The sequence below is a fragment of the Roseomonas elaeocarpi genome (assembly GCF_042433915.1).
Classification (GTDB): Bacteria; Pseudomonadota; Alphaproteobacteria; order Acetobacterales; family Acetobacteraceae; genus Roseomonas; species Roseomonas elaeocarpi.
In genome coordinates this window covers 404029-420561 of record NZ_JBHLUN010000001.1, presented here as the reverse complement: position 1 = coordinate 420561, position 16533 = coordinate 404029, and the positions used below count along the sequence as shown (strand labels likewise).

The 16533-nt window shown below is 69.6% G+C and carries 11 protein-coding genes; 9 read left to right on the top strand and 2 right to left on the bottom strand.

Going from position 1 to position 16533, the window contains the following annotated elements; genetic code table 11:
* The first annotated feature begins 4 nt into the window (after positions 1 to 4).
* From paoC to ACFFGY_RS01615, 3 genes are all read left to right on the top strand, one after another.
* Positions 5 to 2227 (top strand): aldehyde oxidoreductase molybdenum-binding subunit PaoC, encoded by a 2223-nt coding sequence (gene paoC, locus ACFFGY_RS01625; protein WP_377042619.1) that lies wholly within the window; start codon positions 5 to 7, stop codon positions 2225 to 2227.
* Positions 2228 to 2394: 167 nt separating this feature from the next.
* Entirely contained in the window at positions 2395 to 4017 is a 1623-nt protein-coding gene (locus tag ACFFGY_RS01620) for a D-aminopeptidase (protein WP_377042618.1), read from the top strand.
* Between the two features lie 202 nt (positions 4018 to 4219).
* A complete protein-coding gene (locus tag ACFFGY_RS01615) occupies positions 4220 to 5482 on the top strand; it encodes an MFS transporter (RefSeq protein WP_377042617.1) in 1263 nt (420 codons plus the stop codon).
* A 211-nt stretch (positions 5483 to 5693) separates the two neighbouring features.
* Here ACFFGY_RS01615 and ACFFGY_RS01610 read toward each other — a convergent pair whose 3' ends face one another.
* On the bottom strand, positions 5694 to 8600 hold the full coding sequence (locus ACFFGY_RS01610; protein ID WP_377042616.1) for a DUF4214 domain-containing protein: 2907 nt from the start codon (positions 8598 to 8600) through the stop codon (positions 5694 to 5696).
* Between the two features lie 130 nt (positions 8601 to 8730).
* Here ACFFGY_RS01610 and ACFFGY_RS01605 point away from each other — a divergent pair, with 130 nt between their 5' ends.
* Positions 8731 to 9132 (top strand): hypothetical protein, encoded by a 402-nt coding sequence (locus ACFFGY_RS01605; RefSeq protein ID WP_377042615.1) that lies wholly within the window; start codon positions 8731 to 8733, stop codon positions 9130 to 9132.
* Between the two features lie 38 nt (positions 9133 to 9170).
* Here ACFFGY_RS01605 and ACFFGY_RS01600 read toward each other — a convergent pair whose 3' ends face one another.
* Complete coding sequence (locus tag ACFFGY_RS01600) at positions 9171 to 10193, bottom strand: hypothetical protein (protein WP_377042614.1); 1023 nt, start codon at positions 10191 to 10193, stop codon at positions 9171 to 9173.
* 183 nt (positions 10194 to 10376) lie between these two features.
* Here ACFFGY_RS01600 and ACFFGY_RS01595 point away from each other — a divergent pair, with 183 nt between their 5' ends.
* The 5 genes from ACFFGY_RS01595 to ACFFGY_RS01575 all read left to right on the top strand — a co-directional run bounded on the left by ACFFGY_RS01595 (position 10377) and on the right by ACFFGY_RS01575 (position 16531).
* Positions 10377 to 11654 carry an ABC transporter substrate-binding protein gene (locus ACFFGY_RS01595; protein WP_377042613.1) on the top strand — a complete coding sequence of 426 codons (1278 nt, stop codon included), beginning with the start codon at positions 10377 to 10379 and terminating at the stop codon, positions 11652 to 11654.
* Positions 11655 to 11657: 3 nt separating this feature from the next.
* Positions 11658 to 12620: a carbohydrate ABC transporter permease gene (locus tag ACFFGY_RS01590; protein WP_377042612.1), complete on the top strand. Its 963-nt coding sequence runs from the start codon at positions 11658 to 11660 to the stop codon at positions 12618 to 12620.
* Entirely contained in the window at positions 12617 to 13447 is an 831-nt protein-coding gene (locus ACFFGY_RS01585; RefSeq protein WP_377042611.1) for a carbohydrate ABC transporter permease, read from the top strand. Before ACFFGY_RS01590 ends, ACFFGY_RS01585 begins: the two co-directional genes overlap by 4 nt.
* A gap of 319 nt (positions 13448 to 13766) precedes the next feature.
* A complete protein-coding gene (locus ACFFGY_RS01580; RefSeq protein WP_377042610.1) occupies positions 13767 to 14225 on the top strand; it encodes a (2Fe-2S)-binding protein in 459 nt (152 codons plus the stop codon).
* Between the two features lie 11 nt (positions 14226 to 14236).
* Entirely contained in the window at positions 14237 to 16531 is a 2295-nt protein-coding gene (locus tag ACFFGY_RS01575) for a xanthine dehydrogenase family protein molybdopterin-binding subunit (RefSeq protein WP_377042609.1), read from the top strand.
* The last annotated feature ends 2 nt before the right edge of the window (positions 16532 to 16533 follow it).

Genomic DNA, 16533 nt, shown 5'->3' with positions numbered 1-16533 from the left:
CGCCATGAAGTTCGACACCCCCGCCACCACCAATCCGATCGACCGCATGCGCGTCGTCGGCCAGCCGCACGACCGCATCGACGGCCGCTTCAAGACCACCGGCACGGCCCCCTACGCCTATGAGCGGCACGACGTGGCACCCGATGCGGCCTACGGCTTCATCCTGGGCGCCGGCATTGCCAAGGGCCGCGTGGCCGCCATCGACACCGCCGCGGCCAAGGCGGCGCCGGGCGTCCTGTCGGTGATCACCACGCTCGACATGCCGCAGTTGCCCAAGGGTAAGACCAACACCGCCGCGCTGTTCGGCGGGCCGGTGATCCAGCACTACCACCAGGCGATCGCCCTCGTGGTCGCCGAAACCTTTGAGCAGGCGCGCGACGCGACCTCGCTGCTGCGCGTGGACTACGCGCCGGAAGGAGGTGGCCGCTTCGACCTCGCGGTCCTGGCGCCCAGCGCGCCGCCCGTTCCCGGCGACAGCGGCGAGGGCAGCGGCGGCCCGCCCGAGGACCGCACCGGCAACTTCGAGGAAGCCTTCGCCCAGGCTCCGGTGAAGCTCGACGAGACCTACACCACGCCCGACGAGAGCCACGCGATGATGGAGCCCCACGCCTCCGTCGCGCGCTGGGACGGTGACCACGTGACGGTGTGGACCTCGAACCAGATGATCGCCTGGGGCAAGCGCGACCTCGGCATCACGCTGGGCATCCCGGCCGAGAAGGTGCGCCTCGACAGCCCCTATGTCGGCGGCGGATTCGGCGGCAAGCTGTTCCTGCGCGCCGACGCCGTGCTGGCGGCGCTGGGCGCGAAGGCGGTGGGACGGCCGGTGAAGGTCGCGCTGACGCGGCCCATCATGGCCAACAACACCACCCACCGTCCGGCCACCATCCAGCGCATCCGCATCGGTGCCGGTCGTGACGGGAAGATCACCGCCATCGCGCATGAAAGCACCTCGGGCGACCAGCCCGGCGGCCAGCCCGAAACCGCGGTGTCGCAGACCAAGCTGCTCTACGCCGGCGCCAACCGCCTCACCGCGATGCGCCTGGCCGAGATGGACCTGCCCGAGGGCAACGCCATGCGCGCCCCGGGCGAGGCGCCGGGCTTGATGGCACTCGAGATCGCGATCGACGAGATGGCCGAGAAGCTGAACCTCGACCCGATCGAGTTCCGCGTCCTTAACGACACCCAGGTCGACCCCGAGCATCCCGAGCGGCCCTTCTCGCAGCGCCAGCTCATCCGCTGCCTGCGCGAAGGGGCGGAACGCTTCGGCTGGGACAAGCGCAATGCCAGGCCCGGCACCCGGCGCGAAGGCCGCTGGCTGGTGGGCATCGGCGTGGCGGCGGGCTTCCGCAACAACCTGCTGCAGAAGTCCGGCGCCCGCGTGAAGCTCGACGCGCAGGGCGTGGTCACGGTGGAAACCGACATGACCGACATCGGCACCGGCACCTACACCATCATCGCGCAGACGGCCGCCGAGATGATGGGCGTGCCGATCGAGAAGGTGGTGGTGCGCCTGGGTGACAGCGACTTCCCCGCCTCGGCCGGCTCGGGTGGTCAGTGGGGCGCCAACAACTCCACCGCCGGCGTTTACGCTGCCTGCGTGAAGCTGCGCGACGAGGTGGCGCAGAAGCTCGGCTTCAACTCGGCGGATGCGGTGTTCGAGGACGGACAGGTCCGCGCCGGCAACCGCAGCGTGCCGCTGGGCGAGGCCGCGGGCGCGGAGGGCATGGTGGCGGAGGATGCCATCGAGTACGGCGACCTTGCCAAGAAGGAACAGCAGTCCACCTTCGCCGGCCACTTCGTCGAGGTGGCGGTGGACGCCGCCACCGGCGAGGTCCGGGTGCGGCGGATGCTGTCGGTCTGCGCCGCCGGGCGCATCCTCAACCCCAAGTCGGCGCGTTCACAGGTGATCGGCGCGATGACCATGGGCGTCGGCGGCGCGCTGATGGAGGCGTTGTCGGTGGACACGCGGCGCGGCTTCTTCGTGAACCACGACCTCGCCAGCTACGAGGTGCCGGTGCATGCCGACATCCCGCACCAGGAAGTCGTGTTCCTGGATGAGACCGATCCGATGTCCTCGCCCATGAAGGCCAAGGGCGTGGGCGAGCTCGGGCTGTGCGGCGTGGGCGGTGCGGTGGCCAACGCCATCTACAACGCCACCGGCATCCGCGTGCGCGACTACCCGATCACGCTGGACAAGCTGATCGACCGGCTGCCCGAGGTCGCCTGACGACCGGCGGGGCGGGTCCGTCAGGGCCGGTCCTCGCCCGCGAAACGACACGGGGCAGCGGGGGCGCGAAGTCTCTGTCCGGCAAGGGGCCGCGGCACCCGCCGCTTCCAAGACGCCGCCCGGCCCGGCCTGGGCGGAACAGCGGAACATGCTCTAGCCTGCTGGGCATGAGCCATGCCGAACGCCCTACCCCGCCACTTCCCCTGGCGCGCCTCGAAGCCGCGCTGGCCGCGCTGCCCGGGCGCTATCCCGGCCCCGGCGGCGCGGTGGCCGTGGTGCACCGGGGCGAGGTCCTTCTGCGCCACGCCTGGGGTTGGGCCGATGCGGAACGGCGCATTCCTTTCACGCCACGGACCCACGCGCTGATCTGCTCCATCACCAAGCAGTTCACCTGTTCGGTGCTGCTGGACCGCTTTCCCGACCCGACCGTGCTGGACGACCGGGTTCGCGACCACCTGCCGCGGCTGGAAGGGGAGAGGCTGGGCATCCTCGACCTCGCCAACAACCAGTCGGGCCTGCGCGACTACTGGGCGACGGCCATGCTCTGCGGTTCCCCGGCCGAGGCGCCCTTCGGCCCGGCGGAGGCGAAGCGGCTGATCGGGCGCACCCGCTCGCTCCACTTCGCGCCCGGCACGCGCTCCTCCTATTGCAACCAGAACTTCCGCATCCTCAGCGACATCCTCGAAGGGGAAACCGGCCAACCCTTCGACGCGCTGCTGCGGCAGCACGTCTTCGACCGCGCCGGCATGGAGGACGCGGTCCTCAATCCCGACACCTCCGCCGTGGCGGGCGGCACGGTGGGCTACGAGGGCTCGGTGGAAGCGGGCTTCCGCCCGGCGGTGAACCGCATCCACTGGACCGGCGATGCCGGCCTCGCCGCCACGCTGGACGACATGATCGCCTGGGAGCGCTTCATCGACGCCACGCGCGACGAGGACGGCGGGCTGTACCGGCGCCTCGGCACCCCCAACCGCTTCCGCGACGGCACCCCGGCTGGCTACGGCTTCGGCCTGGGGCGGCCGACGGTCCTGGGGCGCGCCGCCACGGCTCATGCCGGGGGATTGCGCGGCTGGCGCTCCTTCCGCTGCAACCTCCCGGCCGAGCGGCTGTCGGTGGTGGTGCTGTTCAACCACATGGCCGACCCCCGCGCCGCGGCGCTGGACCTCTTGCGCGCCGCGCTGGACGAGCCCGCGTCCGGCGACGCCGGGGCGGACCTCCCTGCCCTGCCGTCACACTGGCAGGGCGCGTTCGAGGACGGTGAGATGGGGCTGGGCATCCGCCTGTCCCGTGACGCGCAGGACCGGCTTCGCATCGACCTGGGCAGCGGCTTCGAAACCCTCGCACCCCAGCCCGACGGCAGCGCGGCCGGTGCCTCGAACCGGCTGCGCGAGGAGGACGGGGTCCTGTGGCTGGAACGTCCCAACGACAATCTCCGCAGCACGCTCCTGCCGCTGCCGGAGGCCCCCGTTCCCCAGGGCTTGGCGGGCCGCTACCACTGCGCCGAGCTGGACGCGACGCTGCACATCGAGGAGGCCGGCGGCGTGCTCTACGCCGCCCCGTCGGGCGAACTCGGCGGCGGCATGATGCAGCCGCTGATCCCACTGGGCGGAGCCGGCGGGCGCGGGGACGGTGAGCGCACCGACATCTGGCGCATGCCCTGCCCCCGCGCCCTGGACTTTGCGCCCCCGGGCGATTGGACCATCGCGGCGCGACGCGACGGCACCGGGGCGGTGCGGGACCTGCGCGTCGGGTGCTGGCTGGCGCGCGGGCTGGACTACCGCCGCGTTTGAAACGCCGCGGCGGCAGGGCCAACGGTGCCGGCGCACCCGACAGCGGCGCCGGCAATGACGCCAGCGCCGGGGCGGGAACACCGGGCGGGAACACCGGGCAGGAACACCGGGGCGGTCCGGTGGCGGGCCCGATTATCTCCCGCGAACGTTTCGCGCCGGTCCGCGGCTTTACTTTTGCCCAGCCTCGGGCGGAATGGCAGCGATGACTCCCGATGCCGAGCGGACGGATTCCCCGCAGCCTCCCGCCCCGGACTCCGTCGCCGAGATGGCCGCCGCCCCCGACTGGCAGCGCACCCTGTTCATCATGATGGGCATCCAGGTCGGCATGAACATCGGCTTCACCGTGCTCAGCCCGGTGATGCCGCTGTTTCTGCCGGAACTGGGCGTCCAGGGCGCATCGCAGATCAACCTGTGGTCCGGCATCCTGGCCGCGGTGACCCCGCTGGTGGCCACCTTCGCCTCGCCGCTCTGGGGCCGGGTGGCGGATCGCCGGGGTCGCAAGCTGATGGTGCTGCGCTCCTGCTTCGCCATCTCCCTGTTTATCGGGTTGATGAGCTTGGCGGCCAACGTGTGGCAGTTCCTGGGGCTGCGCGGCCTGATGGGGATCTTCGCGGGCTTCAACGCGGCGGCGATCTCGCTGGTGGCGAGCCAGGTGCCGGCGCGGCGTCTGGGCTACTCGCTGGGCTGGCTCAGCACCGGGCAGCTCGTCGGCACGCTGATCGGGCCGCTGCTGGGCGGCCTTATCGCGGACACCACCGGCTCCTATCGCGCGCCCTTCGTGTTCACCGCCGCCATCTGCGTGCTGTGCGGCGTGCTCACGCTCGTGCTGGTGCGCGAACGCTTCACCGCGCCCAAGCCCACGGCGGCCAAGGCCACGATCTTCCAGAGCTTCGCGGTGCTGGCGCGCGCGCCCGGGCTGATGCCGCTCTTCGTGGTGCTGCTGCTGGCGCAGTTCGGCGTACAGGCGGTGCAGCCAGTGGTGACGCTCTACGTGGAGGAGCTCGTGGGCCCCGTGGGCGCGCTGGCGACGCTGGGTGGCCTCGCCTTCTCGGTGACCGGCCTCGCGGACCTCATCGCCTCGCCCTTTCTCGGGCGCCGGTCTGACACGCTGGGCTATCGCCGGGTGCTGCTGATCTCGCTCACCGGCGCGGCGCTGGCCAGCGCGCCGCAAGCCTTTGTTCCGGACTACTGGAGCTTCGTCGCGGCGCGCTTCGCGCTGGGCCTTTTCGTGGGCGGCATCCTGCCCACGGCCAACGCGCTGGTGGGTCGGCTGGCCCCGGCCGGGGATCGCGGCCTGGTCTACGGCGTCACCGCCTCGGCCATGTTCCTGGGCTCGTCGCTGGGTCCGCTCTCGGGCGGGGCGATCGCGGCCACGCTGGGGCTGCACTGGGTGTTCCTGATCACCGCGCTCCTGCTCGCGATCAACCTCGCCTGGGTCTGGGTCAAGGTGCCGGAGGTCCGCTAGACCTCACGGTCAGGCCGCGCCGCCTCCCGCCGCGGCGACGTGGCCGGCACCCCGGCCGGACTAGCAGGCAGGACGATGCGGCCGAGGTAGCACGGGGGTTCACCGAGGGCTTTCGGGTGCGGGAGGCAGCACCGCGCATCATGAAGGCCGGACCCGCAGCACGGCCGCGGATGGCTTCGCGGCCGCCGGAGGACAGGTCCTTCCGCGTCGCTCAGGCGAACAGGATCCCGAACTGCGCCGCGTTCTCGCTCATGATGTTGGGGGCGGTCAGTGCCTCGTGCTCGGCACTTTCGGAGAAGCCGATCACCACCGCGCTGCGGCCGGCAGCCCCACTGTCGAGCAGATGGGTCCAGTAGTCCACGCCACCCGCATCGCCGGCACGGTCCAGGGTGTTCTGGTAGACCTGCTCGACGAAGGCGCGGTTGGACAGGGAACCGTAGGTTGCCTGGAACTCCTGCGAGTTCACGAAGGCAGTGGCCAGATCGGTGAGCTGGGCCGTGCCGGAGTCGATGGCACCGCGCCAGTAGCTGAGCCCGCCCGCGTCCGGCAGGCGCCCGAGAGCGGTATCGTAAAGGCGCGCCACCTGGGCCGCGGTCTCCGAAAGGTCCCAGATCCCGGCGGACACGACCGAGGCGGTGGCACTCCGGTTCTCATCGCTTTCCGAGATGCTGGCCAGCACCTGCCCGCGGTCGGAGCCACCGTCGAGCTGCCCCGTCCAGAAGCTCAGCCCGCCGGCGTCCGGCGCACGTCCCAGCACGTTCTCGTAGATCTTCGTGACGAAGCCCGCGTTGCTGAGGCCCGTGCCGAAGCGGGCGGTGAACTCACCGGACGTCGCGAAGAAGTCGGCGAGCGCCGAGAGCGGTGTACCGTGCTGGATCTGATCGATCCAGTAGTTGAGGCCGCCCTGCTCAGGCTGCCGATCGAGCGCGGCCTGGTACAGGCGCACGACCTGTGCCGCCGGGTCGGAGGGGTCGAAGACCTCGCGCCCGTCCACGAAGGAGACGACCTCGACGTTGCTCAGGGTGTCCACCGAACCGTCGGCATGGGTGAACAGCGACGTGCCGCCCGATCCGGCGGCGAAGCTCACGGCGCGCCGACCTTCCAGACCGGCCGGCACGACATCGTGGCCCGCGCCGCCGTCGATCGTGTCGTTGCCGGCACCGCCGTCGAGCACGTCGTTGCCGCCGCCGCCCTGCAGCGTGTCGGACCCCGCACCGCCCAGCAGCGTGTCGGCCCCGGCCCCGCCGATCAGCAGGTCGTCCCCCCCGGCGCCGTCCAGATGGTTGCCGCCATCCCCGGCATGGAGCGTGTCGTTGGTGTCCGTGCCGGTGACCGGCGTGGCGGAACCGCCGTCGTTGCCGATCAACCCGCCCTGGATATCCTTCAGCGCGTCCAGCTTCGCCTGCACCGGCGTTGTCCAGTCGTCCTGCAGGATGCCGCCGGTGTCGCCGGAGTTGGGATTCCAGGACCACCAGGCCCAGGACAGGCCGGCGGCCGGCGCGCCGGCATCCACGGTGCCGTCGTTGTTGAAGTCGCCCTGCAGCGTGGCGGTTAGCGCGTCGAGCCAGGCGAGATCCTTGGGATCGCTCAGCTTGGAGCCGAACTCGCCGAGCAGCACCGGCGCGATGCCTTCCGAGGACAGGTAGGCCCAGTGCTCGTTGAACACCGAGGGCAGGCTGGTCTCGAGGTTGGAGCCGCTGAACCAGGGCTGCGCGTAGACCGAGTTCGGGTAATCGTGCGCCGAGTAGACGAGCTTGTTGGCGACATCGAGTTCCACCGGGTGGGTGGCCGCGCCCTCGAGGTTGCCGCCCCACCAGTAGTAGTCACCGTTATACTTCTCGATGCCCTCGACGATGATCAGCCAGTTCGGATTGACGGACTGGATGGCATCGCCGGCGCGCTCGGCCGCCGCGGCCCAGTCGGTGGCGGTGCCGTCGCCCCAGGTGGCGTTGCCATGCGGCTCGTTCTGCAGGTCCGCGCCGATCACCGCGGTGTTGCCGGCGTAGTGCTGCGCCAGCATCTTCCAGTCGTTGATCCAGCCAGCCTCGGTATAGCCGTTGTCGTACCACAGGCCGTTGCCGTTCGGCCCGTCGCCCGCCGCGGAGCGGTGGTGGTCGAGGATGATCTTCAGCCCGATCTGTTCGGCGTAATCGACGATCTTGTCCATCAGCGCGAGGCCGGACAGGCCGGCGAGATCGGGGTTCAGGCTGTAGTTGATGCCCGTGGGCTGGAGGTTGGTGTCGAGCAGCTCGGAAGAGAAGGGCAGGCGGATGGCGTTGAAACCCAACGACACCATCTGGTCCATCATGTCGTGCCAGTTGCGGACGTTCAGCCCGTCCGGCGCGCCGCGCGAGGTCTCGAAGCCGAACCAGTTGACGGCGGACAGGCGCACCGCATTGCCCGCCGCGTCCACGATCTCGTTGCCCTGGGTGGACAGGAAGCCGCCGGCACTCGTCGTGACGCCGTCGTCCCCGCGGATCGTGCCGGTGCCGGTGGCATCGGCCAGCGTCGCGCCGCTCGGGTTCGTCAGCACCACCGAGAAATTCTCGTTAGGCTCCGTCGCCGTGTCGCCGAGCACGGGAACCTGGAAGTTCACGCTGGTCTGGCCGGGGGCGAAGACGATGTCGCCTCCCGTCGCCGTGTAGTCCGATCCCGCCGTGGCGGTACCGTCAACCGTGGCCCAGTGGACGAAGACGGGGCTGTCGGAAGCGTGGGACAGCGTCGCGGTGAAGGTCATGGGTTGGGTGCCGGAATTGCCTTCCACCAGCACGGCATCGCTGACGGACAGCGACGGCAGGTCCGGCCCGGTGACGGTGCCACCGCCACCCGCGTCCAGCGCCGTGAAGCCCGGCGCCTCGGGCGTGCCGTTGGCGGTGAAGCCCAGCGTGACGCTGCCGCCCGGCGAGATGGTGCCGTCATAGCTGGCGTTGCTCAGGGTGACCGTGCCGTCGGCTGCCACGGTTTCCACCGCGTCCCAGACGGAGCTGATGGTCCAGGAAGCCGCGAGGTTGAAGGCCCAGCTGTTCACCGCGCTGCTGCCGTTGTTGGTCACGGTGATCTGGCCCTGGAACCCTCCAGTCCAGCTGTTGGTCGCGCGAAAGACGAACTGCAGTGCCATGACGAACGCGTCCCCTCGGGCGGCACCGCTTCCGGCGCCGTCTCAATATTTATCTGATGTCTCCAAAAAACCTCAACCGACCCAGGGTTGTGTTTGGTAAACACCGCTCGGACGTGATCCGGCGCCCAATGTGGCGCAGGTCGCGTCGGCCGGCACAGAGGCAGTCCTTACCCGCGATAGCTGCGCCCAAGCATGGCTGCGCCATGGCACGGCCTACCTCTTCATCAGCCACGACCTGAAGGTCGTCCGGGCGATCTGCCACCAGGTCATGGTCATGCGGAAGGGCCGCATCGTGGAGAGCGGCAACACCGAACTGACCATCTCCTCGCCGCGTGAGGATTACACCCGCAGGCTGGTCAACGCGGCTCTCACCGTGGAAGCCTGGGGTTCGCAGCGGCAGGCGCTTGTCCGTCAGCGCCGACCCTCTGCCCCGACCCTCTGCCCTGACCCTCTGCCCCTCCGAAGTGCGGGCGCAGGGCTTGGCATCGACCTGTTGCAGCCCTCGGCCTCGTCATCGCGCCGGTCGCGGTGACCAAGAACTGCGGCTCTGGCAGCGGCGGCGACGCGACGTCAGATAAAGGGCCGGCGATCCAGGACCAGGCGCAGCGGCACCGCCGTGCGCACCATCCCCGGCAGCGCCGCCTGCAGTTCAGCCAGGGCGCAGAGCACGCCGAAACATTGGTGCAGGTCCAGCAGCCCCTCATCCGCCTCGGGCGTGCGGAGGAAGCCGACATACTCCTCCGTGAAGGCCTCAAGGGCAGCGCGGCACGCCGTGGCACGGTGGTGCGACTGCCGCAGGGCGCGGTTGAGGCAATACACCCAATCGACCTCGGCGAAGCCGACGCGACGCGCGAGGGGAAAGGCGCCCTCCGCCCGAACCGCGAGGCAGGTGTCCACGAGGGAGGCGGGGAAGGGCAGCGGCCGGCGCGCGTACTCGTGGTTGAAGAGGTAGTGGAAGGTGCCTGCGAGGTGCGGCATCAGCGTGGCGACGCCGTTATGCGGCACGGGCGCGACCTGCCCGCGCCGCCACAGGCCGGTGGCCGGATCCGCTTGCCCGGCGAACCAGCTGAAATAGGCTTCCTCCCAATCCGGCGATGCCTCGCCCGCGACGACGAGGGCGGCGTAGAGGCCGGCACCCTGGTGGGAGGCACGCCAGGGATTGCTGCGCCATTCCAGCTTGCCCAGGTAGCTGTGGAGCGCATCCGGCGCGAGGTAGCGGTGCAGGCCGGACAGCGGGCGTTCGGGGCGCGCGTCGAAGAGTTCCAGCGCGGCAACGCAATGAGCCGTGGTGTGCACGGGGTGGTGCGTCGACTCCCGGTACAGCCCGTCCGTCGGGTCCTGCAGGCCGCGCAGCGCCGCGACCCAGCCCGCGCGTTCCTCCGGCTCTCCCGGGAAGCGGCCGATGGTGTAGAGGATGTTCGCGGCATCCGCGCAGCCGTAGGGATTCACGCCGGGCTCACCCCCTTCGGCCCAGCGCCGGTAGGAGCCGGGGGAGCCGAGGTTGCAGCGCGCGACCGTTTCCGCCGCACGCTCCACGATGTCGTCGATCCGCAGCATCTTCACTCCGGTCATGTCCTGTGAGGCGGTGGACACGAAGATCCCCCATCGCGCGCGACGTCGCGGAAACGAACGGGGCTGCCGATGACCGGCCTGCGTCCTCCCGAGACCTGCGGAAGTACCGCAAATCCCATGTTATTTCGCAATAAGAACTAAATGCCTTGACGAGGCAATCCGGCCGGCGCGACGTTCTGGAAAACAAACGAACAAGGGACGGATATGCGCCTCCTGGCACGCGTTCTTGCGCTGGTGCTGCTGCTGACCACGGCCGCCCGGGCCCAGGATCTCATGATCTGGCACGACAAGGGCGACGACGGCGTGCGCATGATCGAGCGGATGGCCGACGTCTTCCAGCGCGAGAACCCCGGCGTGCGGATCCGTTCCCTGTCTTTCCCGACGGAGCAGTGGTTCTCCCGATCCATTGCCGCGCTGAACACGAACACCGGCCCCGACATCCTGTTCAACGACAACACGCGGATCATCACCGTGCAGACCGCAACGCGGCGGCTGATGGTGATGGACGAGGTGATCGCCGCGATCCCGGAAGCCGACCGGCGCTTCATCACCGAAGGCGACCTCGCGGCCTCCCGCCTCGACGGCCGCGCCATCATGGTGCCCTTCCAGCGGGTCGTGGCGGGGTGGGGCATCCGGCGCTCCTGGCTGGAGCGCCTGCACGAGCCTGTGCCGACGAGCTGGGCCGACACGATCCGCGTCGCCCGCCGCTTCGTGGCCGAGGACCCCGACGGCAACGGCCGCGCCGATACCTTCGGGATCGCGATGCAGGCGGGGAACGCCAGTTCCATGCTCGGCGCGGGGGTGGACCTCTTCGTCTTAGGCTCCGGCGCGCCCCATCCGCTGATGAACGAGAACGCGGAGATCGTGGTGGACCAGCCGGAGGTCGCGCGCCCCACGATCGAGTACCTGCGGATGTTCACGGAATACCGCGTCGTGTCCCCGGAAACGGTGAACCATTCCTTCACCGACATGTACCAGATCATCGAGGGCGGGCGGGCCGGCATGTTCCGCGTGCTCAACCTCAACGTCGCGAAGTGGGACGTGGAAGGGCCGCGCGGCGACTACCAGGTGCTGCCCTGGCCTTCCTTCGGCAACCAGCCGGGCGCCTTCGTCGTCGGCTCCGTCCGCGGCATGGCGATCCCGACTGCCAGCCGGAACCGGGAGGCCGCGGCGCGCTTCGTGCGCTTCATCGTGTCGCGGGAGGCGCAGCAATTCTCGCTGGAGCATATGGGCGGCGTGATCCGTGACGACCTGGACACTTCGGGTGTCACGCCCTCCATGCGTCCCTTCCTGGCGCCCGACCTGCGCCTGCAGACCGACGACTTCCTGTCCGCCCGCTACCCCTGGTACGCGCAGCTGCGGGAGGCCTATTACCGCGAGCTGATCGGGGCGGTGAGCCGCCCGCCCGCGGACTGGGATGCCTTCATGCGCGACACGGCCGTGAAGATGCGCGCGGAAGTCGCGCGGCTCCGGGCCGGCTGACACGTGCCGGCGCAAACAACGACCGCCACCCTGGCGACCTCCGCGGCAGGAGCGTCGCCCCGCCCTGTCCCGATCTTCCTTCGTCGCGCGAACGACGCCTGGCGCAACCGCGTCCTTTACCTGTTCCTGCTGCCCTTCGCGGCGCTAACCGCGCTGTTCGGCCTGTGGCCGATCGGGGAAAGCATCGTCGTGGCCTTCACGAGGTCCGCAACCGCGCTGAGCGACGCGCCGGAATGGGCGGGCCTTGCCAACTTCCGCTCCGTGCTAAGCGATCCCGCCTTCCTTGCCTCGCTCTGGCGTACGCTGTTCTTCACGGTTGCTTCCGTGGCCCTGAACCTCGGCCTGGCGCTCGCCCTCGCGCTGCTGCTGGCGCATCCGCTGCTGCGACGGGGCCGCACCCTGTTCAAGCTCGCGGTTTTTCTTCCCGTGGTCACCCCGGACGTGGCGGGCTTCATCACCTGGAAGTGGCTCGTGAACACGAATTTCGGCGCGCTCAACGCGGTGCTGCTGAGCCTCGGCCTCGCGCCCTTTCCAGGCGTCACGCAGCCCTGGACCGCCTTCGGCACGTTGGTGGCCGTGGAAGCCTGGCACAATGTCGGGCTCTACGCCCTGATCTTCCTCACGAACCTGCAGCTGCTGGACCAGGGCCTGACGGAGGCCGCGCGGATCGACGGCGCCAATGCGTGGCAGCGCTTCCGCTACGTCGTTCTTCCCCAGCTGCGACCCGCCATCGCGGTGAACGCGGTCTACGCCCTGATCCAGTTCCTGAAGACCTTCACCGTGGTGGTGGTCATCACCAAGGGCGGACCGAACTACGCGACCAATTTCGTGTCCTACTATGCCTACTCGAAGTTCGACGTGGCGCTTTACGGAGAGGCTACGGCGATGGCGACGATCCTCTTCACGATGGTCTTCGTCCTCGCGGCCGCCGTGCTCTGGCTTGGTGAAAGGGGAGAGGCGCGATGAGGAAGCTCCTGGCACAAATCGGCCTCTACGCCCTGGCATCGGCGGTCGCGGTCTTCTTCGCCTATCCGTTCTGGTGGATGTTCGTGGCATCGTTCCGGACGCAGGAGCAGATCCTTTCCGCCCCGCTGCGCCTCCTGCCCGAGCGGTTCGACCTCGCGGCCTGGCGCTCCATCCGGCGCCTGGGCGGCGAGGATCTCTCGACCTACGCGATCAACTCCTTCGTCCTGACGACGGCGGCCACCCTTCTCGGCGTCGCGGTCATGGGGATCGGCGCCTACGCCCTGTACCGCCGCCCCAGCCTGCCCGGCTTCCGGCCGGTGCGCTACGGTTTCATGCTGACGATCATGTACCCGCACATGCTGCTGGTGATCCCCCTCTACTTCGTCACCTACCGCCTCGGGCTGCTCGGCACCTGGGCAGGGCTGGTCCTGGTGCTGGCGCTCGTGCCGCTCGTCTTCTTCCTGTTCGACCAGTTCTTCCGCGCCATCCCGCGCGAGATGCTGGAGGCCGCGCAGATGGACGGGGCGAGCGAGGCCCAGACCTTTCTGCGCGTCGTTCTGCCGATCGCGCGTCCCGTCGTGACGACCTCCGTCCTGATCGCCTTCCTGCTGACCTGGAAGCAGTGGTTCCCGATCCTGGTTCTTTCGGCGGGACCGGACACCTACACGCTTCCGGTGGCGCTGCTCGCGCTGAATTCCGAGTGGGGGATCAATGTCCAGGCGACGATGGCGCTGTCCACGCTGACGACGCTGCCCGTGATCGTCCTCTTCGTCCTGACGCAGCGCAAGGTGATGAGCGGGTTCCTTGCCGGCGCCACGAAGGGGTGAACGGCAGGCCGCGCTCGCCCGCGACGCAGCCGCAAGCATTTCTTCGTGATGTCCAAGCCTTCCATAGCCGTGACAATCAGACGTTGAAACGAACCTTCAGCCCTCGTCGAACGGTCAGGCTATCCCGCAAAGTCAATTGCTGCTTCACCGGATATTGCACTGACCAGTCGTTCGATACCGCTCACAACTTCAACAAGCAGCGCGCGCCTGTGAGCCTGACACCCACACCCCCTATGCTGGGGCGTTGAGTAGCATGAGCTCCTGGCTCGGCTCGGGCCGATCATGGGCCAGCAAATGACTTACCTGGGGTGAATGACGGATGGCCACGATCTCCCTGTCTGTGAACGGCGCGACCCACGCCGTTGACGTTCCAGCGGATATGCCGCTGCTGTGGGTCCTCCGCGACGTCATAGGGCTGACGGGAACCAAGTTCGGCTGCGGCGTCGCCCAGTGCGGCGCCTGCACCGTTCACCTCGAGGGCAATCCGGTGCGGTCCTGCATTCTCCCCGTGGGCTCCATCGGCCAGCGACAGGTCGTGACCGTGGAAGCGGTCGGGCAGAGCCCGGTGGGAAAGAAGATCCAGGAGGCCTGGGTCGACCTCGATGTGCCGCAGTGCGGCTACTGCCAGTCGGGGCAGGTGATGTCGGCCGCGGCCCTGCTGGCACGCAAGCCGCAGCCCAACGACACCGACATCGACTCCGCCATGTCCGGCAACATCTGTCGCTGCGGCACCTACACGCGCATCCGCGCGGCCATCAAGCAAGCCTCCCAGGCCTGAGGACGCGCCGCATGGAACCGCTTCGCACCGGCCCCTCCTACGCCCGGGTCGAGTCCGCACCCCCGTCGCGCCGGCATGTCCTGACGGGTGGCCTGGTTCTCGCCTTCGCCGCGCTGACACGTCGGAAGGCGCACGCCGCCGGCGAACAGCCAGGCCTCCAGGCCCTCCAGCAGGAAACGGGCGGGGGCGACACGGGTGATGCCTTCCAGGGCTTCGCCCCCGGTGGCTTCATCCGCATCGGCCGCGACGGCACGGTGACCCTGATCCTGCCCAACGTCGAGATGGGACAGGGGATCTACACCGGCGAGGCCACGCTGCTGGCGGAGGAACTGGAGGTCGGCCTCGATCAGGTCCGCCTCCAGGCCGCCCCGCCCAACGAGGAGCTTTACCGCCAGCCCCTGCTGAAGTCGCAGTCCACCGGCGGCTCCACCTCGGTCCGCGGCGCCTGGGTGCCGCTGCGCCAGGCGGGCGCCGCGGCCCGCACCATGCTCGTCGGCGCCGCCGCCGCCCGCTGGGACGTGCCCGCCGGGGAATGCACGGCACGGCGCGCGACCGTTACCCACGGCCCAACCGGGCGCAGCATCGGCTACGGCGACCTCGTGGAGGATGCCGGCCGGCAGCCCGTGCCCCACGACGTGCCGCTGAAGACGGCGCAACAGTGGGAGATCATCGGCAAGCCCGTGAAGCGGCTGGACAGCCCGGGCAAGACCGATGGCAGCGCGATCTTCGGCATCGACGTCCGTGTTCCCGGCATGAAGGTCGCGACCGTGGCCGCCTGCCCGGTGTTCGGCGGCACGCTGCGCGGCGTGGATGACAAGCCGGCCCGTGCCGTGCCCGGGGTGCGCGACGTGATCCGGACCGCGGACACCGTCGCCGTCATCGCCGATCACTACTGGGCCGCGAAGAAGGGGCTGGAGGCGCTGCGGATCGACTGGAACGGCGGCCCGCACGCCAATCTCTCGAGCCGCGACCTGGTTGAAACGCTCAAAGGTGCCTACGGCAAGCGCGCCGCGGTGCAGGCGCGGCGCGTCGGCAACCCGGACGAGGCCTTCGGGCGGGCGGCCAAGCGCGTCGAGGCGGCCTACGAACTGCCCTTCCTCGCCCACGCCACGATGGAGCCGATCAACACCACCATCCATGTCCGCCCGGACGGCTGCGACATCTGGGTGGGCACGCAGGTTCCCACCGTCGCGCAGACCGTGGCGGCCAAGGAGCTGGGCCTGCCGCCCGAGAAGGTGATGGTTCACAACCAGCTCCTCGGCGGCGGCTTCGGGCGGCGGCTGGAGGCGGATTCGATCAAGCAGGCCGCGGCCATCGCCAAGCAGGTCAGCTACCCCATCAAGATCATCTGGAGCCGCGAGGAGGACATCCAGCACGACCTTTACCGCCCCGCCTACTACGACCGGATTTCCGCGGCCCTCGATGCCGATGGCAAGCCGATCGCCTGGGTGGATCACGTGACCGGCGGCTCCGTGATGGGACACTACTTCCCGGGCGGCCTGGCCGAAGGAAAGCTGGACGCCGATGCGGTGGAGGGGGCGCAGGAGCCGCCCTACGACCTGCCCGTAGTGCACGTGGACTGGACACGGGAAGACCCGCCCATCCCCATCACCTGGTGGCGCGGCGTCGGCCCGACGCACAACGTCTTCGTCGTCGAAAGCTTCATGGACGAGCTGGCCCATGCCGCGGGCCGTGATCCGGTGGAATACCGGCGCGCGCTGCTGTCGGGCAAGCCGCGTGCCCGCGCTGTGCTGGACCTCGCGGCCGAGAAGTCGGGCTGGGGCACGCCGCTCCCGGCCGGGGTCGGGCGGGGCATCTCCCTGCATGACAGCTTCGGCAGCTACCTCGCCGTGGTGGTGGAGGCGGAGGTATCGCCACTGGGCGAAATCAGGCTCCGGCGCGTCGTCGCGGCCGTGGACTGCGGCGAAACGATCAACCCCGACACCGTGGCCGCGCAGATCGAGGGCGGGCTCGTCTTCGGCCTTTCGGCGGCGCTCTACAGCGACATCACCTTCGAAGGCGGCCGCGTGCAGCAGAACAACTTCAACGATTACCGCATGATGCGCATGAACGAGACCCCGCCGATCGAGGTCCACCACATCCGCAACAACGAGAATCCCGGCGGCATCGGGGAATGCGGCACGGTGTCCGCAGCCCCCGCCCTCGCCAACGCGGTCTTCGCCGCCACTGGCCAGCGGCTGCGGCGCTACCCCCTGAACCGGCAGGAACTGGTCCGTGACACGGCCGTGCGGACATCCTCCGCTCCCGTGGGTCGTGGGCCCGCTCTCGCCAGCGCGGCGCGGTAACG

Bases quoted from the DNA above. Each gene is read 5' to 3' on its own strand.
- paoC (WP_377042619.1), top strand. From the start codon at position 5: ATGAAGTTCGACACCCCCGCCACCACCAATCCGATCGACCGCATGCGC.
- ACFFGY_RS01620 (WP_377042618.1), top strand. From the start codon at position 2,395: ATGAGCCATGCCGAACGCCCTACCCCGCCACTTCCCCTGGCGCGCCTC.
- ACFFGY_RS01615 (WP_377042617.1), top strand. From the start codon at position 4,220: ATGACTCCCGATGCCGAGCGGACGGATTCCCCGCAGCCTCCCGCCCCG.
- ACFFGY_RS01610 (WP_377042616.1), bottom strand. From the start codon at position 8,600: ATGGCACTGCAGTTCGTCTTTCGCGCGACCAACAGCTGGACTGGAGGG.
- ACFFGY_RS01595 (WP_377042613.1), top strand. From the start codon at position 10,377: ATGCGCCTCCTGGCACGCGTTCTTGCGCTGGTGCTGCTGCTGACCACG.
- ACFFGY_RS01585 (WP_377042611.1), top strand. From the start codon at position 12,617: ATGAGGAAGCTCCTGGCACAAATCGGCCTCTACGCCCTGGCATCGGCG.
- ACFFGY_RS01580 (WP_377042610.1), top strand. From the start codon at position 13,767: ATGGCCACGATCTCCCTGTCTGTGAACGGCGCGACCCACGCCGTTGAC.
- ACFFGY_RS01575 (WP_377042609.1), top strand. From the start codon at position 14,237: ATGGAACCGCTTCGCACCGGCCCCTCCTACGCCCGGGTCGAGTCCGCA.